Origin of the sequence: Streptomyces sp. NPDC057424 (assembly GCF_042803315.1) — a bacterium.
In the GTDB taxonomy this organism is placed as follows: Bacteria; Actinomycetota; Actinomycetes; order Streptomycetales; family Streptomycetaceae; genus Streptomyces.
Genome location: NZ_JBHVCP010000017.1, coordinates 31047 through 54541, shown reverse-complemented (window position 1 = coordinate 54541; position 23495 = coordinate 31047). Strand labels below are relative to the sequence as shown.

Sequence of the window (23495 nt, the reverse complement as noted above, 5' to 3'; positions counted from 1 at the left end):
CGGAAGCACGGGAAGAGATGTCGGCACCGAATAAGTCGTACGACCCTGTCGAGGTCGAGACGTTGAAACCGGAAGAGATCGAGCGCATGCGGGACGAGGCGCTCGCCGCCTTCGCCGCCGCGGACTCCCTCGACGCGCTCCACGAGGCCAAGGTCGCCCAGACCGGCCCCACCTCCCCGCTGGCCCTCGCCAACCGCGAGATCGGCGCACTGCCCCCGCACGCCAAGGCCGAGGCCGGCAAGCGCGTCGGCCAGGCCCGAGGCGCCGTGAACAAGGCCCTCGCCGCCCGCCAGGTGGAGCTCGAGGCCGAGCGGGACGCGCGCGTGCTCGTCGAGGAGGCGGTGGACGTCACGCTGCCGTACGACCGCGTACCGTCCGGCGCCCGGCACCCGCTCACCACCATGATGGAGCGGGTCGCGGACGTCTTCGTGGCCATGGGTTACGAGGTCGCCGAAGGACCGGAGGCCGAGGCGGAGTGGTTCAACTTCGACGCCCTCAACTTCCTGCCCGACCACCCGGCCCGGCAGATGCAGGACACGTTCTTCGTCCAGGGCCCCGAGGGCACCGACGAGTCGGGGTCCGGCGTCGTGCTGCGCACGCACACCTCCCCGGTGCAGGCCCGCGCGCTGCTCGACCGTGAGCTGCCGGTCTACATCGTCTGCCCCGGCCGCGTGTTCCGCACCGACGAGCTGGACGCCACGCACACGCCCGTCTTCCACCAGATCGAGCTGCTCGCGGTGGACGAGGGACTGACGATGGCCGACCTCAAGGGCACCCTGGACCACATGGTCCAGGCCCTGTTCGGCGCGGACATGAAGACCCGGCTGCGGCCGAACTTCTTCCCGTTCACCGAGCCCAGCGCCGAGATGGACATGCTCTGCTACGTCTGCAAGGGCGAGTCCATCGGCAACCCCGACCGGCCCTGCCGCACCTGCTCGTCCGAGGGCTGGATCGAGCTCGGCGGCTGCGGCATGGTCAACCCGCGGGTGCTCACCGCCTGCGGCGTCGACCCCGAGAAGTACAGCGGATTCGCCTTCGGGTTCGGCATCGAGCGGATGCTGATGTTCCGCCACAACGTCGAGGACATGCGAGACATGGTCGAGGGTGACGTCCGGTTCACCCGGCCGTTCGGGATGGAGATCTGATGCGGATCCCGCTTTCTTGGCTGCGGGAGTACGTCGACCTGCCGGCGACGGAGACCGGCCGGGACGTCCAGGCCAAGCTCATTTCGGCCGGCCTGGAGGTCGAGACCGTCGAGCACCTCGGCGCCGACCTCAAGGGGCCGCTCGCCGTCGGCCAGGTGCTGACCATCGAGGAGCTGACGGAGTTCAAGAAGCCGATCCGCTTCTGCACCGTCGACGTCGGGCAGGCCAACGGCACCGGCGAGCCCCAGGAGATCGTCTGCGGCGCCCGGAACTTCGCCGTCGGCGACAAGGTCGTCGTGGCCCTGCCCGGGGCCGTCCTGCCCGGTGACTTCCAGATCGCCGAGCGCAAGACCTACGGCAAGATGTCCCGCGGCATGATCTGCTCCAGCGACGAACTGAGCATGGGCGACGACGGCACCAAGGGCATCATCGTGCTGCCGCCGGAGACCGAGGTCGGCAAGGACGCCGTCGAGCTGCTCGAACTGGTCGACGAGGTCCTCGACATCGCCGTCACGCCCGACCGCGGCTACTGCCTGTCGCTGCGCGGCGTGGCCCGGGAGACCGCCATCGCCTACGGCCTGCCGCTGCGCGACCCGGCGCTGATCGACGTGCCCGGCCCGAACGCGTACGGCTACCCGGTGCGGATCTCCGACCCCATCGGCTGCGACCGCTTCACGGCCCGCACGGTGACCGGCCTCAGCGCCGAGGCCCGCTCCCCGATCTGGCTCCAGCGCCGGCTGCAGAAGGTCGGCATGCGCCCGATCTCGCTCGCCGTCGACGTCACGAACTACGTGATGATGGAGCTCGGCCAGCCGCTGCACGCCTACGACCGCGGCCTGGTCCAGGGCACGATCGGCGTGCGCCGGGCCGAGGAGGGCGAGCAGCTCACCACCCTCGACGGTGTCGAGCGCACGCTGGACGCCGAGGACCTGGTGATCACCGACGACCGCGGCCCGATCGGCCTCGCCGGCGTCATGGGCGGCGCCGACACGGAGATCGCCGACCTCCCCCAAGCTCTCGACTCCGCTCGAGCAGGGGGGACCCCCATCGGCACCGAGAACGCCACGGCGGACGTCGTGATCGAGGCCGCGCACTTCGACCCGGTGTCGATCGCGCGCACGGCCCGCCGGCACAAGCTGTCCTCCGAGGCGTCCCGGCGCTTCGAGCGCGGCGTCGACCCGCAGGCCGCGGCGGCCGCCGCGCAGCGCACCGTCGACCTGCTGGTCCTGCTCGCGGGCGGCACCGCCGAGGTCGGCGTCACCGAGGTCCTCGCCCCGTCCGCGCCGCGCACCATCACCATCCCGGCCGACCACCCGGACAAGGTCGCGGGCGTCGCCTACGGCCGCGGGACCGTCGTACGCCGCCTCCAGGAGGTCGGCTGCGACGTGTACGGGCAGGACGAGCTGATCGTCACCGTGCCGTCCTGGCGGCCCGACCTCACCGACCCGAACGACCTGGCCGAAGAGGTCATCCGGCTGGAGGGCTACGAGAACCTGCCCTCCACGCTGCCCAAGCCCCCGGCGGGCCTCGGCCTGACCGACCGGCAGCGGCTGCACCGCCGCGTCGGCCGGGCCCTGGCCGGTGCCGGATACGTCGAGGCGCTGAACTACCCCTTCATCGGCGAGCAGGTCTTCGACCAGCTCGGCCTCGACGCGGACGATCCGGCCCGCCGCGTCGTGAAGCTCAGCAACCCGCTGAGCGACGAGGAGCCCGCGCTGCGCACCTCGCTGCTGCCGGGTCTGCTCACCGCGCTGCGGCGCAACGACGGCCGGGGTTCGCACGACCTCGCGCTGTTCGAGTCCGGTCTGGTCTTCCGGCCGCGCGAGGAGCAGCGGATCGCGGCCGTGCTGCCCGTCGACCGCCGCCCGACCGACGAGGAGCTCGCCGAACTGAACGCGGCGCTGCCCGAGCAGCCGCGGCAGGTGGCCGTCGTCCTCGCCGGTGCGCGCGAGCAGGCCGGCTGGTGGGGCAAGGGCCGTCCGGCCGACTGGGCCGACGCGGTCGAGGCCGCGCGGTCCGTCGCGCGTGAGGCCGGCGCCGAACTCGTCATCCGCAAGGGCCAGTACGGGCCGTGGCACCCGGGGCGGTGCGCCGAGCTGGCGGTCACCGTGGACGGTGCCGAGCGGGTCGTGGGACACGCGGGCGAGCTGCACCCGCGGGTCGTGAAGGCCCTGGGGCTGCCCGCGCGCACCTGCGCGATGGAGATCGACCTGGACGCGGTGGAGGCCGCCGGTGACGCCACGGCCGCGGCGCCCCGGATCTCCGCGTTCCCCGTCGCCACGCAGGATGTCGCCCTGGTCGTCGACGCGTTCGTGCCGGCCGTGGATGTCGAGGCGGCGCTGCGGGACGGGGCCGGGGAGCTGCTGGAGTCCATCCGGCTGTTCGACGTGTACGAGAACGCCGAGCAGCTGGGGGAGGGGCGGAAGTCGCTGGCGTACGCGCTGCGATTCCGCGCGGCCGACCGGACGCTGACGGTGGACGAGGCCTCCGCGGCCCGGGACGCGGCGGTCGCCCTCGCGGGCGAGCGTGTCGGGGCCGCATTGCGGAGCTGAAGAAGGCCGGGGTACCTCACTCGTTCGAGTGGTAAAGGCAGGTGATCCTGCCCTTTCCGGCTTGCTGTCGACAGAATCGGACCGGCCTTTCTGGCCGGTCCGATTCTGTGTGTCAGGGCCTATTGGGGGGCCATCGGCATGATCCGCATCAGGGGTCGGGTGCGCAGCCTCGGTCTGCCCACGATGTGGGGCGCGGCGGCCGTCACGTACAAGCTGGCCTGTCCGCTCGCCCAGGAGACCGGTCTTCCGGCGCGGATCGTCACCAGTGCGGTGTTCTTCGCGGTCGGGACCGGGCTGATTCTGCATGTGCGGCAGTCGCTGCTGCGAGAGCTGCGGCAGCTGCGCAGGATCGCGGGTGCCGCTCAGCGCGCGCTGCTGCGGCCGCTGCCCTCGCGGATCGACGGACTGGACGTGGCCGCCGCCCAGGTGTCGGCGGAGCGTGGCGCCGCGGTCGGGGGCGACCTGTACGAGGTCGTCGCCACCGAGTACGGCGTACGGGCCGTCATGGGTGACGTGCGCGGGCACGGGATCGGCGCGTTCGGGACCGTGGCCGCCGTGCTGGGCTGCTTCCGCGAGGCCGCGCACGACGAGCAGGACCTCGGCGGGGTGCTGCGCCGGCTGGAACGTGCCCTGGACCGGCATCTGCGCCAGGAGCATCCCGCGAGCGCCGCCGAGGAGTTCGTGACCCTGCTCCTCGTGGAGATCCGGCCCGACGGCGGGATGCTCGCCCTGAACTGCGGTCACCCGTGGCCGTACCGGATGAGCGGGGGCCGGGTGGAACAGCTGGCCCCCGGCGATCCGTACCCGCCCCTGGGGCTGTTCCCCCTGCAGGCCGTTCTGCCGACCGTGGACCTGGGGTATCTCGAGCCCGATGACGCCCTGTTCCTCTACACGGACGGCGCCCAGGACGCACGCGACGCCGGGGGCCGCTTCTTCCCCCTGGCGACCGCGCTGACGAGCATTGCGAGGGACGGCCCGCTCTCCTCGCAGAGTGTCGCCGGCAGGATCTCCACGGCCCTCGTGCAGCACGCCCGGGGCACACCCCCGGACGATGTCGCCCTGCTCGTGCTCACGAACAGCGGGGCGATGCCGTCAGGAACGACCACGACGCACCCGCAGCAGACCACACACCTCTGAACCACGGCGGGAGAACGCACTGCCGGCGATGCCGTCCGCCCCGCCACGGAGTGTCGGGCAGGCAGCCGGGCGGACGGCGGGAGCGGGCCGCCGCACTGTACGAGGGGGAGCCGGCGGCCCGGCCGGCCTCTTTCGAGGCAGTTCAGTCAACCGGCCGGCGACTCTGAGCGACAGTGCGCACACAGTGCGGATTCGGGCACTCCGTTCACACCCCGTGTGAAGACGCAACCACTAACCTGGCCGCACCGAGCCACCCGGGGGGCCCACATGCAGCCCAATACTCTGCTCGACGCGATCCTGGACGAGGCGGGGATCTCGCACGCGGGGCTGGCCGCACACGTCAACCAGGCAGGACGGGCGCGCGGCCTGTCCCTGAGGTACGAACACACCGCTGTCGCCCGGTGGTTGAAGGGTCAGCGCCCCCGGGGCCAGGTGCCCGACCTGATCTGCGAGGTGCTCGCGGGCCGGCTGCAGCGGCAGGTGACCCTCGACGACATCGGCCTCGGCGTGCCCGGTGAGCCGTCCGCCCCGCACACCGGCTCCCTGTCCGGGTTCGTCGAACGGGCCACCGCCCTGTGGCGCTCCGACCAGCAGCAGCGCCCGCACATCCTGGGCGCGCCCGCGCTCACCGGCACGCCCGCCGTGATGCCGGTGTGGGAGTGGGAGAACCCGCCCGAGGACGTGGATGTCTCCCGGGGCGGCAGACACCGGGTGACTCCGGGCGACCTGGAGATGCTGCGGGCCGCCCGCACGCACTACGAGCAGCTGTACCGCAAGGCCGGGGGCATCGCGACGCGGGCCCGGATCGTCGGTTTCCTCAACGCCGAGGCCGCCCCGCTGCTGCGCGGCAGCTACACCGACGCGACCGGCCGGCAACTGCACCGGGCCACCGGCGGGTTGGTGGCGGTCGCCGGCATCTGCGCGTACGACTCCGACGCCCACGGGCTCGCCCAGCGCTACTTCCACCAGGCGCTGCGGCTCGCGAAGGCCAGCGGGGACCGGGGACTCGGGGCGTATGTGATCGCCCTGCTCGTCAACCAGTCGCTGTTCATGCGGGAGTACCGGCAGTCGGTCGCCTTCGCGGAGGCCGCGCTGCGGGCCGCCGGCAAGCACATCACCCCGGCGCTCGCCTCCGACCTGTACGCGATGCAGGCCAAGGCGTACGCGCACCTCGGCGACGGCGGCAGCGCCCTGTCCTGCATCCGGCGGGCCGAGCAGGCCGCCGAGCGCATCCGGCGCGGCTACGAGCCCGACGAGACCGGTTATGTGCAGCCGGGCCTGGTCAACGTGCAGGTGGCGGAGGCGCTGCTGAGCCTGGGCGAGATCGCGGCCGCCGGGGAGCATGCCGCGGCCGCCGTCGACAACCCGGCGCACGACCGCGGCCGGGTGCACCGGCTGGCGATGCTCAGCACCATCGAGCTGCGGCAGGGCAACGCCGACAAGGCGGTGGCCATCGCGGTGCAGATGGCCGAGCAGGCCCGGGGCATGGAGTCCCAGCGGCTGCGCGACCGGCTGCGCGCGGTGCGGGAGCACCTGGTGCGCAGTGGCTGCGCGCGCACGGCCGAGGCCGCCGAACTCATCGACGGAGCACTGCGCGTACCGTTGTAGATCCGGGCGGTGGTGCCCGTGTCGCTCCGAGGCGCTTCCCGTGCGCCTGCTGTCAGTCCGTCCCTGCTGCGATATTGCCACTTACTCGACGGAAGGTGGCAGAACCGTGCAGTGGACGAAACGCAACGAACAAACTGTGTACTCAAACCGCTGGTTCAGCGTCAATCTCGCGGATGTCGAACTGCCGGACGGCCGGCACCTGGACCACTTCCTCATACGGCTGCGGCCCGTTGCGGTGGCCACGGTCGTGAACGAGGCCAACGAGGTGCTGCTGCTCTGGCGGCACCGTTTCATCACCGACAACTGGGGGTGGGAACTCGCGGCCGGGGTGGTCGAGGACGGCGAGGACATCGCCCGTGCGGCCGCCAGGGAACTGGAGGAGGAGACCGGCTGGCGGCCGGGACCCCTGCACCACCTCATGAGCGTGGAGCCGTCCAACGGGCTCACCGACGCCCGGCACCACGTGTACTGGGCCGACGAGGGCGAGTACGTCGGGCACCCCGTGGACGACTTCGAGTCGGACCGCCGGGAGTGGGTGCCTCTCAAACTCGTCCCCGACATGGTCGCCCGCGGCGAGGTCCCGGCCGCCAACATGGCGGCCGCGTTACTTCTGCTGCACCATCTCAGGCTCGGTCAGGACATGGTGCCCTGAGCTAATGTCCCAGCGCCTGCCAGATCGCCATGACGAGGGCACCCACGGCGGTGAGGGCGGCGACCGCGGGCAGCGGCCAGCGCGCGTGTTCGAGCGAGTTGATCCGGGTGTTGAGCTCGTCGAGTTCCTTGGCGGTCTCCTCGGTGCGGTGACTGAGCAGGGCCAGCCCGCCCTCGACTCGGGCGTAGGCCACATCGAGGCGGCGTCGTAACTCTGCGAGTTCTCCATGAACGACGGGATGCTCGGGATCGGCGGTCACGAGTCCGCTCCTTTCCGTAGTCGTTTCACATCCCTTGCACGCGCTGAGGAGTCAACTCGCCTGGTGGGCGCCTGGGGAGAGTGTGCGTAGGGCATATGCGAGCCCGACGCGCACACGGTGTGTGAATGCCGCGGGCCCGGCACCAAGTGCGGTGCCGGGCCCGCAGCTTGGCCGAAACCTGACCGTCCGTAATCAGCCTCGGGGGTACCCGGGATGTCATGACGAAGTGGCAGAAGAACGCGGGCCTATGCGCTGGCGCTCTACGCGCTGTTGGTCGTGGTGCTCCGGTTCTCCTCCGGCGGGCAGGAGTGGGGTACGGCGCTGCTGCTCGCTCTCGTGGCCACTCCGCTCGGCTTCTGGGTGGGCTGGCTGCACCGCCGCCTCAGCGGGCAGGCGCAGGAATGGGGACGCCGCCGGTTCCGGCCGTGGCCGGAGGAGCGGCGGCGTTGAGGTGGCTGCGTCAGCCGGACGGTCAGGCGTAGGTGTAGAAGCCCGAGCCCGTCTTGCGGCCCAGCCGGCCCGCGTCGACCATGCGCTGCAGGAGCGGGGGAGCGGCGTACAGGGGCTCCTTGTACTCCTCGTACATGGACTGCGCGACCGAGGCGACCGTGTCCAGGCCGATCAGGTCGGACAGCTTCAGAGGGCCCATCGGGTGGGCGCAGCCCATCTCCATGCCGTTGTCGATGTCCTCGCGGCTGGCGATGCCCGTCTCGAACATCCGGATCGCGGAGAGCAGGTACGGGATCAGCAGCGCGTTGACCACGAAGCCGGAGCGGTCCTGGGCGCGGATCGCGTGCTTGCCCAGCAGCTTCTCCGTGAAGAGCTGGGCGCGGCTGATCGTGCCCTCGGACGTGGTGAGCGCCGGGATCAGCTCGACGAGCTTCTGCACCGGGGCCGGGTTGAAGAAGTGGATGCCGATGACCTGGTCGGGCCGCGAGGTCGCCACCGCCAGCTTCACCAGCGGGATCGAGGAGGTGTTGGACGCCAGGATCGCCTCAGGCCGGGTCACGACCTGGTCGAGCACCTGGAAGATCTCGGTCTTGACCTGCTCGTTCTCCACGACGGCCTCGATCACCAGGTCACGGTCGGCGAACTCGCCGAGGTCCGTGGTGAAGCTCAGGCGGGCCAGCGTGGCCTCCTGCTCCTCCTCGGTGATCTTGCCGCGTTCCGCTGCCTTGGCCAGGGAGGTGAACAGCCGGGTGCGGCCGATCTCCAGGGCTTCGCCGGTGGTCTCGGCGACCATGACGTCCAGGCCGGCCCGGGCGCACACCTCGGCGATCCCCGCGCCCATCTGACCGCAGCCCACGACTCCGACGCGTGCAATGTCTCCCGCTGGGGTCTCCGTCACATCGTCCCTTTCGCTGCTGATCCACGACCGGGCAGACCGGCCGGGTCCCGGCGCCTGCTCCGTTCGTGCACGTTACCGCCAAGTATCGATGATCGATCGCCGGGGTCGCGTTCGCATCGGGCATGCTGGCCCCGGAGCGATCCGCGACCGGGCGGATCCGCGGCTTTTTGGGGCATGCGGATGGGACCAGTGTCACGCAGGGCGTTCGCGGCGGCGGCGCTGTCGGCCTTCACGATGATGCCTCAGGCGTCGGCCGCGACCGGGCGCCGGGGCGGGGCGCCGCACTCCGGGATGCGGGGCGTCTGGATCGCGTCCGTGGCCAACCGGGACTGGCCGTCGAAGCCCGGGCTGAGCGCGTCGCAGCAGCGCGCCGAGCTGCTCACCCACCTCGACACCGCGGTCCGCAACCGGCTCAACACCGTGTTCTTCCAGGTCCGGCCCACGGCGGACGCCCTGTGGCCCTCGCCGTACGAACCCTGGTCGCAGTACCTCACCGGCACCCAGGGCAAGGACCCCGGCTGGGACCCGCTGGGTACGGCGGTGGAGGAGGCGCATGCCCGGGGCCTTCAGCTGCACGCCTGGTTCAACCCGTACCGGATCGCCGCCCACACCGACCTGGACCGGCTCGCCGCCTCCCACCCCGCACGCCGGAACCCGGACTGGGTGGTGACGTACGGCGGGAAGCTCTTCTACGACCCGGGGCTGCCCGAGGTCCGCGCCTTCGTCGAGGACGCGATGCTCGACGCGGTGGCGAAGTATCCCGTGGACGGCGTCCACTTCGACGACTACTTCTACCCGTACCCCGTGGCGGGGCAGAGCTTCGACGACGACGCGGCCTACGACCAGCACGGCAGCGGCTTCCCGGACCGGGCCGCGTGGCGGCGGGACAACATCGACCGGCTGGTGCGGGAGACGGCGGACCGCATCAAGGAGGTCCGGCCGGGCGCCCGTTTCGGTATCAGCCCCTTCGGCGTGTGGCGCAACGCCGCGACCGACCCGCTCGGCTCGGACACCCGGGCGGGTGTGCAGACGTACGACGACCTGCACGCGGACACGCGCACGTGGGTGCGCGAGGGCTGGATCGACTACATCGTCCCGCAGCTGTACTGGAACATCGGCTTCGCCGCCGCCGACTACGCCAAGCTGGTGCCCTGGTGGGCGGAGGTCGCCCGCGGCAGCTCGACACAGCTCTACGTGGGGGAGGCGCTGTACAAGGCAGGTGACCCGGAGCAGCCCGCGGGGTGGCAGGAGACGGGCGAACTCTCCCGCCACCTGACGCTGGCCGGGAAGTACCCGCAGGTGCGTGGCCACGTCTACTTCGCCGCCAGGGACGTGGCGGCCGACCGGATCGGGGCGATGGCGCGGGTCGTCGCCGACCACTACGGGCAGCCGGCGTCGCCCCCGCGCTGAGTCATGGCCCGGTGGTGGTCTCCCGGTGCCGGATCTCCGTGTCGGGTCCCGGGGAGCACACGCCCTCGTGCCCGTCCTCGAACCGGACGCGGTACGGGGGGTTGCCCTCCTGGCCGAGCACTTCGACGATCTCGCCGACCTTGTCGTGCTGACCGACCACCCTGCCGTGCTGGACGAGCTGGTCGCCCACGGTTGCGCGCATCTGGGGCCTCCTCACGAGGTGCGAAGCAGCGGTCCGTGGCCTCCGAGTCTACGGCGGGGGGCGCCGGCCGGCAGTGGCCGTACGCCGTCCCGCTCAGCCGCGTGATCGCTGTGTGACGGCGATGCAGACCAGCACCGCCGCGGCCGTCAGCGGGGCGGCGACCGTGAGGTGCTCGCCCAGCAGCAGCACCGACCACACCAGTGTGAGCAGCGGCTGGGCGAGCTGCAACTGGCTGGCCTTGGGGATGCCGATGGCCGCCATGCCGCGGTACCAGACGACCAGCCCGGCGAACTGCGAGCCCGCCGCGACCCACAGCAGGCCGGTGACGCTGTGCGCGGTCAGGTGCACGGGTTCGTGCGCCAGGGCGAGCGCGGCGACGGGCACCGTCAGTGGCAGGCACAGCACCAGCGCCCAGCCGATCACCTGCCAGCCCGGCATGACCCGGGCCAGCCGGCCGCCCTCGGTGTAGCCGGCCGCGCAGACCAGCAGCGCGGCGAAGAGGTAGAGGTCCGCGGTGGTCAGGGCGCCGCCGCTCTGCTGCACGGTGAAGGCCAGCACCGCCGCCGCGCCCGCGAGGGCGGCGATCCAGAAGGTGCGCGAGGGGCGGGTGCCGACGCGCAGGGCGGAGAAGAGCGCGGTGGTCAGCGGGAGCAGTCCGACCACGACGGCGGCGTGCGCGGTGGTGGAGGTCTCCAGCGCCAGTGTGGTCAGCAGGGGAAAGCCGAGGACGACCCCGGCCCCGACGACCGCGAGGCCCGGCCCGTGCCGGCGGGCGGGCGGCGGCACGCGCAGCACCAGCAGACAGCCGCCCGCGATCACTGCGGCAAGGACGCTCCGCACGGCGACCAGCGACCAGGGTCCGAAGCCCTCCAGCCCCCAGGCGGTCGCGGGGAACGTGAGGGAGAAGGCGACGACGCCGAGGGCGGCCTGGAGGGTGCCGAAGCCGGGGCGTTCCGGACCCGGAGCGGCGACTGCTATCGAAGGCGGCGTAGTAGCGCTACTCTGTGCTCTCATGCAAGAGCGTAGCAGCGTGGCTGAACTGGTGGAACATCTGAGGCGGGAGCTCGACCGCTACTCACCGGGTGGAAAGCTGCCGTCGAGCCGGGCGCTCATCGAGAGGTTCCGGGTGAGCCCGGTGACGGTGTCGCGGGCCCTGGCACAGCTCGCCGCCGAGGGCCTTGTGGTCACCCGGCCCGGCGCGGGCGCGTTCCGCGCACAGGCCCGGACGGCACCGGCCCCCGCGGGGGACACCTCCTGGCAGGAGGTCGCGCTCAGCGCCGACGGCGCCGCCGACCTGGTGCCGCGCTCGGTCGACGCCTCCGGGGTGCTGGTGTCGCTGGCCGCGCCGCCGCCCGGCGTGATCGAGTTCAGCGGTGGCTATCTGCACCCGTCGCTGCAGCCGGAGCGGGCGATGGCCGCCGCCCTCGCGCGGGCCGGGCGGCGTCCCGGTGCCTGGGGGCGGCCGCCCATGGAAGGGCTGCCGGAACTGCGCGAGTGGTTCGCGCGGAGCATCGGCGGCCCGGTCACGGCCGCCGAGGTGCTGGTCACCGCCGGCGGGCAGTCCGCGCTCACCACCGCCCTGCGCGCCCTCGCGCCGCCCGGCGCCCCCGTCCTGGTCGAGTCGCCGACCTACCCCGGCATGCTCGCCATCGCCCGTGCCGCGGGCCTGCGCCCGGTGCCCGTCCCGGTGGACGCCGACGGGGTGAAACCGGCGCTGCTCGCCGACGCATTCCGGGGCACCGGCGCCCCGGCCTTCGTCTGCCAGCCGCTCTTCCAGAACCCCACCGGTGCCGTGCTCGCACCCGAGCGGCGCGCCGAGGTGCTGCGCATCGCCCGGAAGGCGGGCGCGTTCGTCGTCGAGGACGACTTCGTGCGGCGGCTCGTGCACGAGGACGCCGGGCCGCTGCCGCGCCCACTGGCCGCCGACGACCCCGACGGCGTCGTCGTCCATGTCTCCTCACTGACCAAGGCGACCTCGCCGAGCTTCCGGGTGAGTGCGCTGGCCGCCCGCGGACCGGTCCTGGAACGGCTGCGCGCCATTCAGGTCGTCGACACGTTCTTCGTGCCGCGTCCCCTCCAGGAAGCCGCACTCGAACTCGTCGGCTCGCCTGCCTGGCCCCGTCATCTGCGCGCCGTCTCCGCGGAGCTGAAGGCCCGCCGGGACGCGATGACCGGTGCCCTCGCCCGGCACCTGCCGGAGATCGCACTGCCGCACGTCCCGTCCGGCGGCTACCACCTGTGGCCACGCCTTCCCGACGGAGCCGACGAGGCGGCCCTGGTGTCGGCCGCCCTTCGCGCCGGCGTCGCGATCACTCCCGGCCGCCCCTACTTCAGCGCCGAGCCGCCCGCCGGGCACATCCGCCTGAGCTTCGCCGCAGTCGCCGGGACCGGGGAGATCGCCGAGGGCGTACGGCGGCTGCGCACGGCCTGTGACGAGGTGCTGGGACAACCGCTCGACGTGCCTTCGGGCAGCCTGCGAGCATCGCGGACATGACCGACACGCCGATCCTGCCCGAGGGCTATGAGATCTCCACCGACCCCGGCCGCGTCGACCGCGAGCGTGTGCACCACTGGCTGTCCACCGACGCGTACTGGGCGCTGGGGCGCCCCCGGGAGAGGCAGGACCGGGTGATCGAGGGGTCGCTCAACTTCGGCGTGTACGAGACGGTGTCGGGGGAGTTGGTGGCGTACGCCCGGGTGATCACCGACCGGGCGACCTTCGGATGGCTGTGTGACGTGTACGTCGATCCGTCGGTGCGCGGCAAGGGCGTCGGCAGCGCGCTTGTGGCCTCCGTACGGGAGGAGTTGCGGTCGTACGGGGTGCGGCGGGTGCTGCTCGCCACGCATGACGCACACGGGGTGTACGAGAAGCTCGGGTTCGCCGGGCTGGAGCGGCCCGAGCACTGGATGGCCCTGATCTTCGGCCAGTAAGGGCCGGTACACCCTGGGTAACTCGTAGGTAACACCTCTTGACCTGCGCACTTGCGGCGCTCACGATCGCCGCATGCCACTTCGGGTCACCTTCGTCGCCGCCGCTCGCAGCTCCCCGCTGCTCGCCGAGCGTTTCGAGGACGACCGGCCGCTGGACCAGGCCGGCTGGGGCGAGGTGGAGCGCGTCGCCCGGAAGCTGCTGCCGCTCGCCGCGGCCGAACTGCGCTACTGCTCGCCGACGCCGCGCAGCCGGGCGACGGGGGAGGGGCTCGGGTACGCGCCGCTGGTGCAGCTCGGCCTGCGCGACTGCGGCATGGGCCGGTGGCGCGGGCTGACCCTGGGCGAGGCGATGGCCCGGGAGCCGGAGGCCGTGGACGCCTGGCTCGCCGACCCCCGCGCCACACCGCACGGCGGTGAGTCGCTGGTCGACTTCATCACCCGGGTCGGCGGCTGGCTCGACACCCGGCCCGTCGAGGACGGCTGCCGGATCGTGGCGGTGGCCGAGCCGTCCGTGATCCGGGCCGCCCTGGTGTACGCCCTGAAGGCACCGCCGTCGGCGTACTGGAACATCGACGTCCGTCCGCTGTCGACGACCTGCGTGACAGGCCGGGCGGGCCGCTGGAACCTGCGCTTCGACGGGGCCTCCGCTCAGCCCTCGCGGGCGTAGCCGTCGTGTCCGCTCAGCCCTCGCGCGCGTAGTCGGTCCGCAGGAGCAGGTCCTTGGCGGGGCCGCGGACGCACCAGACCGTCCGCCAGCGGTCCATGCCGCGGACGGTGAACTCGCCGCGGTAGAGGTCCGCCGAACAGGGATGGTCGGCGACATGCCGGCCGGACGCCAGGTCCAGGTCGTGGAACGGCCGTCCGTCGGCGAACCGCACGTCCGCCGTGCCGCCCGGGCCGGGCAGGAACGTCAGCGTCCGCTCGGCGGGCCGGGCGACGCCCTGCCAGACGAAGGTGCCGGACTCGTGGTGCAGCAGCCCGCCGGTCTCCAGCGCCTCGAAGAGGGTGCTCCCCGTGAACTCGCCCTCCGCGCCACTCGCGAGATCCCGCACCGACCGTGACACCCGCCAGCGCCCGGCCAGATACGCCAGGGCATCCGGCACTGGCCAGAACTCGCCCATCCTGCCCCGCTCTCCGCCCCGGCCATTGCTGTGTGACCCATTGACGCGCATCCGCCCCCTCCCTATCTTGCCGTTCGAAGTGCTGATCAATGTCTGACATTTCGAACACTCCTCTACCAGAGAGCCGCGGAGTATCCATGCCAAGCACCGCCGCCCGCACCCGATGGAGACTGGGTCTCACGACCACCGCCCTCCTGACGGCAGCGGCCCTCGTACCGGCCCCCGCGCACGCCGAGGACGTCACCGACTACGCGATCACCGTCGACCCGTCCGCCAGGGGCGCCGCGATCGACGACACGATGTACGGCGTCTTCTTCGAGGACATCAACCGGGCCGCCGACGGCGGTCTGTACGCCGAGCTCGTACAGAACCGCTCCTTCGAGTACTCCACCGCCGACAACGGCTCCTACACGCCCCTGACCTCCTGGACGGCCGGCGGCACGGCCCAGGTCGTGAACGACGCCGGGCGGCTCAACGAACGCAACCGCAACTACCTCTCCCTGGGCGCCGGTTCGTCCGTCACGAACGCCGGCTACAACACCGGCATCAGGGTCGAGCAGGGCAAGCGGTACGACTTCTCCGTGTGGGCCCGCGCCGAGAGCGGCAGCACACTCACCGTCTCGCTGAAGGACGCCGCGGGCAGCCTGGCCACCGCCCGCCGGATCGCGGTGAAGGGCGGCTGGGTCAAGTACAAGGCCACGTTCACGGCCGCCCGCACGAGCAACCGAGGACGGCTCGCCGTCGCCTCGGCGAACGCCGCCGCGCTCGACGAGGTGTCGCTGTTCCCGCGCGAGACGTACAAGAACCAGCCGAACGGCCTGCGCAAGGACCTCGCCGAGAAGATCGCCGCCCTGAAGCCGGGCTTCGTGCGCTTCCCCGGCGGCTGCCTGGTCAACACCGGCTCCATGGAGGACTACAGCGAGGCCTCGAACTGGCAGCGCAAGCGCAGCTACCAGTGGAAGGACACCGTAGGCCCGGTCGAGGAGCGCGCCACCAACGCCAACTTCTGGGGCTACAACCAGAGCTACGGCCTCGGCTACTACGAGTACTTCCGCTTCTCCGAGGACATCGGCGCCATGCCGCTGCCCGTCGTCCCCGCCCTGGTGACCGGCTGTGGCCAGAACAAGGCCACCGACGACGACGCCCTGCTCAAGCGCCACATCCAGGACACCCTCGACCTCATCGAGTTCGCCAACGGCCCGGCGACCTCGAAGTGGGGCAAGGTCCGCGCGCGGATGGGACACCCCAAGCCGTTCCACCTGACCCACCTCGGGGTCGGCAACGAGGAGAACCTCCCCAAGGAGTTCTTCGCCCGCTTCGAGCAGTTCCGGGCCGCCATCAAGGCCGAGTACCCGGGCATCACCGTCATCTCCAACTCGGGCCCGGACGACGCCGGCACGACCTTCGACACCGCCTGGCAGCTCAACCGCGAGGGCAAGGTCGACATGGTCGACGAGCACTACTACAACAGCCCGAACTGGTTCCTGCAGAACAACGACCGCTACGACTCCTACGACCGCAAGGGCCCCGAGGTCTTCCTCGGCGAGTACGCCTCCCAGGGCAACGCCTGGAAGAACGGCCTCTCCGAAGCCGCCTTCATGACCGGCCTGGAGCGCAACGCGGACATCGTCAAGCTCGCCTCCTACGCCCCGCTGCTCGCCAACGAGGACTACGTCCAGTGGCGGCCGGACATGATCTGGTTCAACAACCGGGCCTCCTGGAACTCGGCCAACTACGAGGTCCAGAAGCTCTTCATGACCAACGTCGGCGACCGCGTGGTCCCGTCGAAGGCCACCACCACGCCGAACGTCAGCGGCCCCATCACCGGCGCCGTCGGCCTGTCGACGTGGGCGACCAGCGCCGCGTACGACGACGTGAAGGTCACCTCCGCGGACGGCTCGACGCTGCTGAGCGACGACTTCTCCGGTGACGCCTCGCGGTGGAAGCACTCCGGCGCGGGCAGCTGGAGCATCCAGGACGGGAGCTACGTCCAGACCGACGCCGCCGCCGAGAACACCATGGTCACGGCGGGCGACCCGGCCTGGAAGGACTACGACCTGCATGTGAAGGCCACCAAGAAGTCCGGCAAGGAGGGCTTCCTCGTCGCCTTCGGCGTCAAGGACACCGGCAACTACTACTGGTGGAACCTCGGCGGCTGGAACAACACCCAGTCCGCGATCGAGCAGGCCGTGGACGGCGGCAAGGGCACCCTGATGACGAAGGCCGGGTCGATCGAGACGGGCCGGGCCTACGACATCGACATCAAGGTGCGCGGCCGCCAGGTCACCCTGTTCCTGGACGGCAAGGAGTGGGGCAGCTTCAAGGACGACAAGCCGGCCGAGCCGTTCCGCCAGGTCGTCACCAAGGACGCCAGGACCGGTGACCTGATCGTCAAGGTCGTCAACGCCCAGCCGGCCGAGGCCCGTACGGCCGTCGACCTCGGTGGCGCCAAGGTCGCCTCCACGGCCCGCGTCACCACGCTGGCCGCCGACGAGGACGCCGTGAACACCGAGACGGACACCCCGGTGACGCCCGTGACGTCCACCTTCCGGGGCGTGGCCGGGACGTTCACGTACACCTTCCCGGCGAACTCCGTCACGTTCCTGAGGATCAAGCAGAGGTAGCCGCCGGACCCGGATGTGGGCCGCCGTCCGAGGGCGGCGGCCCACATGTCTGCGCGGCCGGTGGCGGCCCGGCGGGGGGTGGCTGCCGCCCTGGCGCCCGTCAGGGCGCGCCCCGGGGCGCGTCCGTGGTGTGCTCTTCCGGCCGAATCCACCGGCCGGTGCGGGGCCGGTCCGGGTGACACTGGGCGCCTGCGCCGAGTTCATGAGCTGACCCGGTCGGCCAGGGGCTGGACGACATCGATTGCATAAAACTGCGGCTCAACGTATAGTCATGCCCTCTAGGAGGAGGATCCATGGCGGTACGTGCGGCAGTGGCCGGAGCGAGTGGGTACGCGGGCGGGGAACTGCTGCGTCTGCTCCTGGCGCACCCCGAGGTCGAGATCGGTGCCCTGACCGGCAACTCGAACGCGGGGCAGAGGCTCGGTGCGCTCCAGCCGCACCTGTTGCCCCTGGCCGGCCGAGTGCTCCAGGAGACCACCCCGGAGGTCCTCGCCGGTCATGACGTCGTCTTCCTCGCGCTGCCGCACGGGCAGTCCGCCGCCGTCGCCGAGCGGCTCGGCCCGGACGTGCTGGTGATCGACATGGGCGCCGACTTCCGGCTGACGGACGCCGCCGCCTGGGAGCGGTTCTACGGCTCGCCGCACGCCGGAACCTGGCCCTACGGCCTTCCCGAACTGCCGGGTGCCCGCGCCGCGCTGGAGGGGTCCAAGCGCGTCGCGGTGCCCGGCTGCTACCCGACCGCCGTCTCCCTCGCCCTGTTCCCGGCGTACGCCGCGGGCCTGGCCGGGGCCGAGGCCGTGATCGTCGCCGCGTCCGGCACCTCCGGCGCGGGCAAGGCACCCAAGCCGCACCTGCTGGGCAGCGAGGTCATGGGGTCGATGTCCCCGTACGGAGTCGGCGGCGTGCACCGGCACACCCCCGAGATCACCCAGAACCTCAGCGCGGCCGCCGGCGCCCCGGTCACGGTGTCCTTCACCCCGACCCTCGCGCCGATGCCCCGCGGCATCCTCGCCACGTGCAGCGCCAAGGCCGCCGACGGCGTCACGGGCGAGTCCCTGCGCGCCGCCTACGAGAAGGCCTTCGCCGACGAGCCGTTCGTGCACCTGCTCCCCGAGGGACAGTGGCCCGCCACGGCGTCCGTCCACGGTTCGAACGCCGTTCAGGTGCAGGTCGCGTACGACGCCGCCGCCGGACGGATCATCGTGATCAGCGCCATCGACAACCTCACCAAGGGCACCGCGGGCGGTGCCGTCCAGAGCATGAACATCGCCCTGGGTCTCGACGAGACCACCGGACTGACGACGATCGGAGTTGCGCCGTGAGTGTGACGGCAGCAAAGGGATTCACGGCGGCGGGCATCGCCGCCGGGATCAAGGAGAACGGCAACCCCGACCTGGCCCTCGTGGTCAACACCGGCCCCCGACGCGCCGCCGCCGGCGTCTTCACCTCCAACCGTGTGAAGGCCGCCCCGGTCCTGTGGTCCGAGCAGGTGCTGAAGAGCGGCCAGGTCTCCGCCGTCGTCCTCAACTCCGGTGGTGCCAACGCCTGCACGGGCCCCAAGGGCTTCCAGGACACCCACGCGACGGCCGAGAAGGCCGCCGAGGTCCTCGGGCGGGGCGCCATCGAGGTGGCCGTCTGCTCGACCGGCCTCATCGGTGTGCTCCTGCCGATGGACAAGCTGCTCCCGGGCGTCGAGAAGGCCGCCGCGTCCCTGAGCGAGCACGGCGGTGAGAAGGCCGCCATCGCCATCAAGACCACCGACAGCGTCCACAAGACGTCCGTCGTCACCAAGGACGGCTGGACCGTCGGCGGCATGGCCAAGGGTGCGGGCATGCTCGCCCCCGGCCTCGCCACCATGCTCGTCGTCCTCACCACCGACGCCGCCCTCGACGACGAGGTGCTCGACAAGGCCCTGCGCGACGCCACCCGCACGACCTTCGACCGGGTCGACTCCGACGGCTGCATGTCCACCAACGACACCGTCCTGCTGCTCGCCTCCGGCGCCTCCGGCGTCACCCCGGACCACGCCGAGTTCGCCGAGGCCGTACGGCAGGTCTGCGACGACCTCGGCCAGCAGCTCATCCGGGACGCCGAGGGCGCCAGCAAGGACATCAAGGTCGAGGTGATCAACGCCGCGACCGAGGACGACGCCGTCGAGGTGGGCCGCTCCATCGCCCGCAACAACCTCCTCAAGTGCGCCATCCACGGCGAGGACCCCAACTGGGGCCGTGTGCTCTCCGCGATCGGCACCACGCGGGCCGCCTTCGAGCCGGACCGGCTCAACGTCGCCATCAACGGCGTCTGGGTGTGCAAGAACGGCGGAGTCGGCGAGGACCGCGACAAGGTCGACATGCGCTACCGCGAGGTGCACATCGTCGCCGATCTCGCCGCCGGGTCCGAGACCGCGACGATCTGGACCAACGACCTCACCGCGGACTACGTCCACGAGAACAGCGCGTACTCGTCATGAGCACCACCCGCAAACACACCGCCCTGCCCAAGGCGCAGATCCTCATCGAGGCGCTGCCCTGGCTGGTCCGGCACAACGGCAAGACGGTCGTCATCAAGTTCGGCGGCAACGCCATGATCGACGAGGATCTCAAGGCCGCCTTCGCCCAGGACGTGGTGTTCCTGCACCACGCCGGCCTCAAGCCCGTCGTCGTGCACGGCGGCGGCCCGCAGATCAGCGCCGCCCTCGACCGGCACGGCATCGTCAGCGAGTTCAAAGCGGGCCTCAGGGTGACCACCGAGGACGCCATGAACGTCGTACGGATGGTGCTGGCCGGGCAGGTCCAGCGCGAACTGGTCGGGCTGCTCAACCAGCACGGACCGCTCGCCGTCGGCCTCACCGGCGAGGACGCGCACACCATCACCGCCACCAAGCACCGGCCCGAGATCGACGGCGAGTTGGTCGACATCGGGCGGGTCGGCGAGATCACCGCGATCGACACGGGCGCGATCGAGGCCCTGCTCGCCGACGGCCGCATTCCGGTCGTCTCCTCGATCGCCCGCTCCCAGGACGACGGTGAGGTGGGGCATGTCTACAACGTTAATGCTGATACGGCGGCTGCGGCACTCGCTGCTGCTCTGGGCGCCGAAACCCTCATGGTCCTCACGGACGTCGAGGGCCTCTACGAGGACTGGCCGCACAGCGACGAGGTGATCAGCCGCCTCACCGCCGTCGAGCTGGAGCGGCTGCTGCCGGACCTGTCGTCCGGCATGGTGCCGAAGATGGAGGGCTGCCTGCACGCCGTACGCAACGGCGTCACCACCGCCCGCGTCATCGACGGCCGGGTCCAGCACTCGATCCTGCTGGAGATCTTCACCGACGAGGGCATCGGCACGATGGTCGTGCCGGACGAGCAAGAGGGGGATGCCGTATGACCGCCCACCAGGAGTACGCCGAGCGGTGGCAGGGCGCGCTCATGAACAACTACGGCACCCCGCTGCTGCCCCTGGCACGCGGCGAGGGCACCAAGGTGTGGGACGCCGACGGCACCGAGTACCTCGACTTCGTCGGCGGCATCGCCACCAACGCCCTCGGCCACGCCCACCCGGCGGTCGTCGAGGCCGTGAGCCGCCAGATCGGCTCCCTCGGCCACATCTCCAACTTCTTCATGGCCGAGCCGACCGTCGCCCTCGCCGAGCGGCTGCTCCGCCTCTTCGGCCGGGACGGCAAGGTCTTCTTCTGCAACTCCGGCGCCGAGGCCAACGAGGCAGCCTTCAAGATCGGCCGGCTGACCGGGCGGACCCACATCGTCGCCACCGAGGGCGCCTTCCACGGGCGGACCATGGGCGCCCTGGCGATGACCGGCCAGACCGGCAAGCGCGAGCCGTTCCTGCCGCTGCCCGGCGACGTCACCCACGTGCCCTTCGGTGACGCGCAGGCCCTGGCCGCAGCGGTCACCGAGGAGACCGCGCTCGTCATCCTCGAGCCGGTCCAGGGCGAACTCGGCGTCGTCGTCCCCCCGGCCGGCTACCTCAAGGCCGCCCGGGCCATCACCGCAGCGACCGGGGCGCTCCTGGTCCTCGACGAGGTGCAGACCGGGATCGGCCGGACCGGGCACTGGTTCGAGTACCAGGCCCACGAGGGCGTCCTGCCCGACATCGTCACCCTCGCCAAGCAGCTCGGCGGCGGACTGCCGCTCGGCGCCACCGTCGCCTTCGGGCGCGCGGCCGACCTGCTCCAGCCCGGCCAGCACGGCACGACCTTCGGCGGCAACCCCGTCGCCTGCGCCGCCGGGCTCGCCGTCCTCGACACCATCGAGAACGAGGGGTTGCTGGAGAACGTCAAACGGCAGAGCGAGAGGCTGCGGGACGGAATCGAGGGCCTCGGCCACCAGTTGATCGATTTCGTCCGGGGTACGGGACTCCTCCTGGGTATCGTGCTCACCGAGCCGCTCGCGCCCCAGGTGCGCCAGGCGGCTCAGGAGGCCGGATTCCTGGTGAACGTGCCCGCCCCCGACGTCGTCCGGCTGATGCCGCCGCTGAACCTCGGCGACGACGAGGCGGACGCGTTCCTCGGGGCGCTGCCCGGCATCCTCCAGGCAGTATGCGGGGACGGACGATCCGGGGAATGAGACGACGATGAGCCAGGCGCAGGACCACGAGCAGCCGGGGGCGAACGGGCCCGCCGTGCCGCAGACCCGCACCGCCCGCCACCGCCGGATCGTGGACATCCTCAACCGGCAGCCGGTCCGCTCGCAGAGCCAGCTGGCGAAGCTGCTCGCCGACGACGGACTGAGCGTCACGCAGGCGACGCTCAGCCGGGACCTGGACGAGCTGAACGCGGTGAAGATCCGCAACGCCGACGGCGACCTGATCTACGCGGTGCCCAGTGAGGGCGGGTTCCGTACACCGCGTGCTCCGCTGGGCGGGTCGGCGAAGGAGGAGCGGATGCGGCGGCTCTCGCAGGAGCTGCTGATCTCCGCGGAGGCTTCGGCGAACCTCGTGGTGCTGCGTACCCCTCCGGGGGCGGCGCAGTTCCTGGCCTCTGCCATCGACCAGGCCGAGCTGCACGACATCCTGGGGACGATCGCCGGTGACGACACGTTGCTGTTGATCAGCCGGGAGCCGACGGGTGGGCAGGCACTGGCGGATCATCTGCTGAGGCTGGCGCAGAACGGGCACTGAGTGGTTGTCGTTCGGGCGGGGGGCGGCCATGGCCGGTCGCGCAGTTCCCCGCGCCCCTGGGTTGGTCAGCTGCGGTTATGCGTGCCGCCAGGGACGGCACGCATAACCGCAGCGGCACCCCGCTACGCCGGCTGCGGAGCCTCCGCCCTCGAAGCCACAACTCACCCCAGCCGCGCCGCCAACCCCCCGGTACAGCGCACCTCGTCCCCAGCCGTGATCAACAGCGCCTCCACATCCGGCAGCGACTCCAGCCACGCCAGCCCCTCCCGCGAGCCCATCGCGAACGCCGCCGTCGCCCAGCAGTCCACCCACGTGAGCCGGGGGCCCACCACCGTCACGGCGACAAGGTCGGTCACCGCGGAACGCCCCGTACGGGGATCGACGATGTGGTCTCCCCGCTCCGCCGTCCCGGACGTGGCCACGGACAGCTCCGCCATCCCGGCCGCGGAGACGACTGCCGCGAGACCCCCCGGACGCAACGGGTCGGACACGCCCACGCGCCACGGCCGCTGCCCACCCGGTGTCCCGAGCAACTGCACATCGCCGCCGCCGTTCAGGTTCACTCCGCACACCCCGGGCACATCGGCCAGCCCCCGCGCCGCCCGCTCGACCGCCCAGCCCTTGACGATGCCGGTCGGATCGAGGCGGCCCCGGTACGACGTGCTGAACCAGCCGTCGCTCAGCCGCTCCGCCTCGGCGGCCAGTTCCAGCACCTCGGCGACCTCGGGATCGCACTCCGCGACGGTCACCTCCCCGCGCTGCAGCCGCGAGATCTGGCTGTCCTCGCGGTACGTGCTGAACACCTCGTCGACGCGGTGCAGTCCGGCTACGGCCTCGTCGAGGGCAGCGCGCACGGCGGCCGGTTCCCCGCCGCGGACGTCGAAGGAGAAGACGGTCCCCATCGTCTCCTCGGCATGACGTACCGCGGCGGGAGCCTGTGCGGAGTCGGCCACCGTGTCAGCCACCGGCCTGGTCCAGCGCGGACTGGAGGGACTGCTTGTAGCCGGCGCTGGTGTACGTGGCGCCCGAGACCGCGTCGATGTCCGCGTTTCCGGCCGTGACGGCGGCCTGGTTGAGGCGGGGGACGGAGGAGGAGGTGATCTGGTCGCTGCGGCCGCCCTTGGGGGCCTGGACGGCCTCGGCCTTGGTGATCTTCCCGCCGGTGACGGTCACCCGCACCTGGACCGGACCGTACTGCGTCTGCGCCGCGCTGCCGGTCAGCGTCTGCGTCTCGGCCTGGCCGCCTCCCGAACCCGCGGCCTGCGAGGAGCCGCCGCCCCCGGCCGGAGCCTTGTCCAGGGCCGACTGGAGCGACTTCTTGTAGCCGGCGCTGGTGTACGTGGCGCCCGAGACCGCGTCGATGTCCGCGTTTC

General features: G+C 71.7%; 23 protein-coding genes. 16 read left to right on the top strand and 7 right to left on the bottom strand.

The genetic code is table 11. The features are described from left to right. Positions 1-17: 17 nt before the first annotated feature. The 5 genes from pheS (at position 18) to ACFU3E_RS16390 (ending at position 7094) form a co-directional block, all read left to right on the top strand. The gene (pheS, locus tag ACFU3E_RS16410) at positions 18-1145 is read left to right on the top strand and encodes a phenylalanine--tRNA ligase subunit alpha (protein WP_189589464.1); all 1128 of its coding nucleotides are present in this window, start codon (positions 18-20) and stop codon (positions 1143-1145) included. Next, a complete protein-coding gene (locus ACFU3E_RS16405; protein WP_384157652.1) occupies positions 1145-3697 on the top strand; it encodes a phenylalanine--tRNA ligase subunit beta in 2553 nt (850 codons plus the stop codon). Before pheS ends, ACFU3E_RS16405 begins: the two co-directional genes overlap by 1 nt. A gap of 138 nt (positions 3698-3835) precedes the next feature. After that, complete coding sequence (locus ACFU3E_RS16400; protein ID WP_384157649.1) at positions 3836-4834, top strand: PP2C family protein-serine/threonine phosphatase; 999 nt, start codon at positions 3836-3838, stop codon at positions 4832-4834. 267 nt (positions 4835-5101) lie between these two features. Further along, complete coding sequence (locus ACFU3E_RS16395) at positions 5102-6442, top strand: transcriptional regulator (protein WP_384157646.1); 1341 nt, start codon at positions 5102-5104, stop codon at positions 6440-6442. A gap of 106 nt (positions 6443-6548) precedes the next feature. Continuing rightward, complete coding sequence (locus tag ACFU3E_RS16390) at positions 6549-7094, top strand: NUDIX hydrolase (protein WP_384157643.1); 546 nt, start codon at positions 6549-6551, stop codon at positions 7092-7094. Between the two features lies 1 nt (position 7095). On the opposite strand, the gene ACFU3E_RS16385 is transcribed toward ACFU3E_RS16390, so the two are convergent. Next, on the bottom strand, positions 7096-7353 hold the full coding sequence (locus ACFU3E_RS16385) for a hypothetical protein (RefSeq protein WP_384157641.1): 258 nt from the start codon (positions 7351-7353) through the stop codon (positions 7096-7098). Between the two features lie 276 nt (positions 7354-7629). On the opposite strand from ACFU3E_RS16385, the gene ACFU3E_RS16380 reads away from it, so the two are divergent. Next, positions 7630-7803 carry a hypothetical protein gene (locus ACFU3E_RS16380; RefSeq protein ID WP_384157638.1) on the top strand — a complete coding sequence of 58 codons (174 nt, stop codon included), beginning with the start codon at positions 7630-7632 and terminating at the stop codon, positions 7801-7803. A 22-nt stretch (positions 7804-7825) separates the two neighbouring features. On the opposite strand, the gene ACFU3E_RS16375 is transcribed toward ACFU3E_RS16380, so the two are convergent. Beyond that, on the bottom strand, positions 7826-8701 hold the full coding sequence (locus ACFU3E_RS16375; RefSeq protein ID WP_384157635.1) for a 3-hydroxybutyryl-CoA dehydrogenase: 876 nt from the start codon (positions 8699-8701) through the stop codon (positions 7826-7828). 174 nt (positions 8702-8875) lie between these two features. Between ACFU3E_RS16375 and ACFU3E_RS16370 the strand changes: the two genes are divergently transcribed. Next, positions 8876-10111, top strand: coding sequence for a glycoside hydrolase family 10 protein (locus ACFU3E_RS16370; protein ID WP_384157632.1), 1236 nt, complete (start codon positions 8876-8878; stop codon positions 10109-10111). Position 10112: 1 nt separating this feature from the next. Here ACFU3E_RS16370 and ACFU3E_RS16365 read toward each other — a convergent pair whose 3' ends face one another. Together ACFU3E_RS16365 and ACFU3E_RS16360 are read right to left on the bottom strand one after the other, a co-directional pair. After that, entirely contained in the window at positions 10113-10313 is a 201-nt protein-coding gene (locus tag ACFU3E_RS16365; protein WP_010045242.1) for a DUF1918 domain-containing protein, read from the bottom strand. A gap of 93 nt (positions 10314-10406) precedes the next feature. Continuing rightward, on the bottom strand, positions 10407-11327 hold the full coding sequence (locus tag ACFU3E_RS16360; protein ID WP_384157628.1) for a DMT family transporter: 921 nt from the start codon (positions 11325-11327) through the stop codon (positions 10407-10409). On the opposite strand from ACFU3E_RS16360, the gene ACFU3E_RS16355 reads away from it, so the two are divergent. From ACFU3E_RS16355 to ACFU3E_RS16345, 3 genes are all read left to right on the top strand, one after another. Further along, positions 11326-12807, top strand: a complete 1482-nt coding sequence (locus ACFU3E_RS16355) for a PLP-dependent aminotransferase family protein (RefSeq protein ID WP_384157625.1) — start codon at positions 11326-11328, stop codon at positions 12805-12807. The genes ACFU3E_RS16360 and ACFU3E_RS16355 overlap by 2 nt on opposite strands. Continuing rightward, complete coding sequence (locus ACFU3E_RS16350; RefSeq protein WP_384157622.1) at positions 12804-13244, top strand: GNAT family N-acetyltransferase; 441 nt, start codon at positions 12804-12806, stop codon at positions 13242-13244. Before ACFU3E_RS16355 ends, ACFU3E_RS16350 begins: the two co-directional genes overlap by 4 nt. Before the next feature lie 73 nt (positions 13245-13317). Beyond that, entirely contained in the window at positions 13318-13911 is a 594-nt protein-coding gene (locus ACFU3E_RS16345) for a histidine phosphatase family protein (protein ID WP_384157619.1), read from the top strand. A 13-nt stretch (positions 13912-13924) separates the two neighbouring features. Here ACFU3E_RS16345 and ACFU3E_RS16340 read toward each other — a convergent pair whose 3' ends face one another. Then, positions 13925-14365, bottom strand: a complete 441-nt coding sequence (locus ACFU3E_RS16340; protein ID WP_384157617.1) for a DUF6314 family protein — start codon at positions 14363-14365, stop codon at positions 13925-13927. A 137-nt stretch (positions 14366-14502) separates the two neighbouring features. Here ACFU3E_RS16340 and ACFU3E_RS16335 point away from each other — a divergent pair, with 137 nt between their 5' ends. From ACFU3E_RS16335 to ACFU3E_RS16310, 6 genes are all read left to right on the top strand, one after another. Then, the gene (locus ACFU3E_RS16335; RefSeq protein WP_384157614.1) at positions 14503-16989 is read left to right on the top strand and encodes an alpha-L-arabinofuranosidase C-terminal domain-containing protein; all 2487 of its coding nucleotides are present in this window, start codon (positions 14503-14505) and stop codon (positions 16987-16989) included. Positions 16990-17282: 293 nt separating this feature from the next. Then, the gene (argC, locus tag ACFU3E_RS16330) at positions 17283-18311 is read left to right on the top strand and encodes an N-acetyl-gamma-glutamyl-phosphate reductase (RefSeq protein WP_384157611.1); all 1029 of its coding nucleotides are present in this window, start codon (positions 17283-17285) and stop codon (positions 18309-18311) included. Next, positions 18308-19459, top strand: coding sequence for a bifunctional glutamate N-acetyltransferase/amino-acid acetyltransferase ArgJ (gene argJ, locus ACFU3E_RS16325; protein WP_384157608.1), 1152 nt, complete (start codon positions 18308-18310; stop codon positions 19457-19459). The genes argC and argJ overlap by 4 nt, the downstream gene beginning before the upstream one ends. Further along, positions 19456-20373: an acetylglutamate kinase gene (argB, locus tag ACFU3E_RS16320; protein ID WP_384157606.1), complete on the top strand. Its 918-nt coding sequence runs from the start codon at positions 19456-19458 to the stop codon at positions 20371-20373. The genes argJ and argB overlap by 4 nt, the downstream gene beginning before the upstream one ends. Continuing rightward, entirely contained in the window at positions 20370-21569 is a 1200-nt protein-coding gene (locus ACFU3E_RS16315; protein WP_384157603.1) for an acetylornithine transaminase, read from the top strand. The genes argB and ACFU3E_RS16315 overlap by 4 nt, the downstream gene beginning before the upstream one ends. 7 nt (positions 21570-21576) lie before the next feature. After that, positions 21577-22122: an arginine repressor gene (locus ACFU3E_RS16310; protein WP_033311957.1), complete on the top strand. Its 546-nt coding sequence runs from the start codon at positions 21577-21579 to the stop codon at positions 22120-22122. Positions 22123-22283: 161 nt separating this feature from the next. Here ACFU3E_RS16310 and ACFU3E_RS16305 read toward each other — a convergent pair whose 3' ends face one another. Both ACFU3E_RS16305 and ACFU3E_RS16300 read right to left on the bottom strand, forming a co-directional pair. Continuing rightward, positions 22284-23087 carry an FAD:protein FMN transferase gene (locus tag ACFU3E_RS16305; RefSeq protein WP_384157600.1) on the bottom strand — a complete coding sequence of 268 codons (804 nt, stop codon included), beginning with the start codon at positions 23085-23087 and terminating at the stop codon, positions 22284-22286. Beyond that, positions 23080-23495 (bottom strand): FMN-binding protein (locus ACFU3E_RS16300; RefSeq protein ID WP_384157597.1); only part of this gene is annotated, 416 nt, incomplete at its 5' end. The genes ACFU3E_RS16300 and ACFU3E_RS16305, both read right to left, overlap by 8 nt.

Coding starts and splice junctions, on each gene's coding strand:
- pheS (WP_189589464.1), top strand. CDS start 18: ATGTCGGCACCGAATAAGTCGTACGACCCTGTCGAGGTCGAGACGTTG.
- ACFU3E_RS16405 (WP_384157652.1), top strand. CDS start 1,145: ATGCGGATCCCGCTTTCTTGGCTGCGGGAGTACGTCGACCTGCCGGCG.
- ACFU3E_RS16400 (WP_384157649.1), top strand. CDS start 3,836: ATGATCCGCATCAGGGGTCGGGTGCGCAGCCTCGGTCTGCCCACGATG.
- ACFU3E_RS16395 (WP_384157646.1), top strand. CDS start 5,102: ATGCAGCCCAATACTCTGCTCGACGCGATCCTGGACGAGGCGGGGATC.
- ACFU3E_RS16370 (WP_384157632.1), top strand. CDS start 8,876: ATGCGGATGGGACCAGTGTCACGCAGGGCGTTCGCGGCGGCGGCGCTG.
- ACFU3E_RS16365 (WP_010045242.1), bottom strand. CDS start 10,313: ATGCGCGCAACCGTGGGCGACCAGCTCGTCCAGCACGGCAGGGTGGTC.
- ACFU3E_RS16355 (WP_384157625.1), top strand. CDS start 11,326: ATGCAAGAGCGTAGCAGCGTGGCTGAACTGGTGGAACATCTGAGGCGG.
- ACFU3E_RS16360 (WP_384157628.1), bottom strand. CDS start 11,327: ATGAGAGCACAGAGTAGCGCTACTACGCCGCCTTCGATAGCAGTCGCC.
- ACFU3E_RS16350 (WP_384157622.1), top strand. CDS start 12,804: ATGACCGACACGCCGATCCTGCCCGAGGGCTATGAGATCTCCACCGAC.
- ACFU3E_RS16345 (WP_384157619.1), top strand. CDS start 13,318: ATGCCACTTCGGGTCACCTTCGTCGCCGCCGCTCGCAGCTCCCCGCTG.
- ACFU3E_RS16340 (WP_384157617.1), bottom strand. CDS start 14,365: ATGGGCGAGTTCTGGCCAGTGCCGGATGCCCTGGCGTATCTGGCCGGG.
- ACFU3E_RS16335 (WP_384157614.1), top strand. CDS start 14,503: ATGCCAAGCACCGCCGCCCGCACCCGATGGAGACTGGGTCTCACGACC.
- argC (WP_384157611.1), top strand. CDS start 17,283: ATGGCGGTACGTGCGGCAGTGGCCGGAGCGAGTGGGTACGCGGGCGGG.
- argB (WP_384157606.1), top strand. CDS start 19,456: ATGAGCACCACCCGCAAACACACCGCCCTGCCCAAGGCGCAGATCCTC.
- ACFU3E_RS16315 (WP_384157603.1), top strand. CDS start 20,370: ATGACCGCCCACCAGGAGTACGCCGAGCGGTGGCAGGGCGCGCTCATG.
- ACFU3E_RS16310 (WP_033311957.1), top strand. CDS start 21,577: ATGAGCCAGGCGCAGGACCACGAGCAGCCGGGGGCGAACGGGCCCGCC.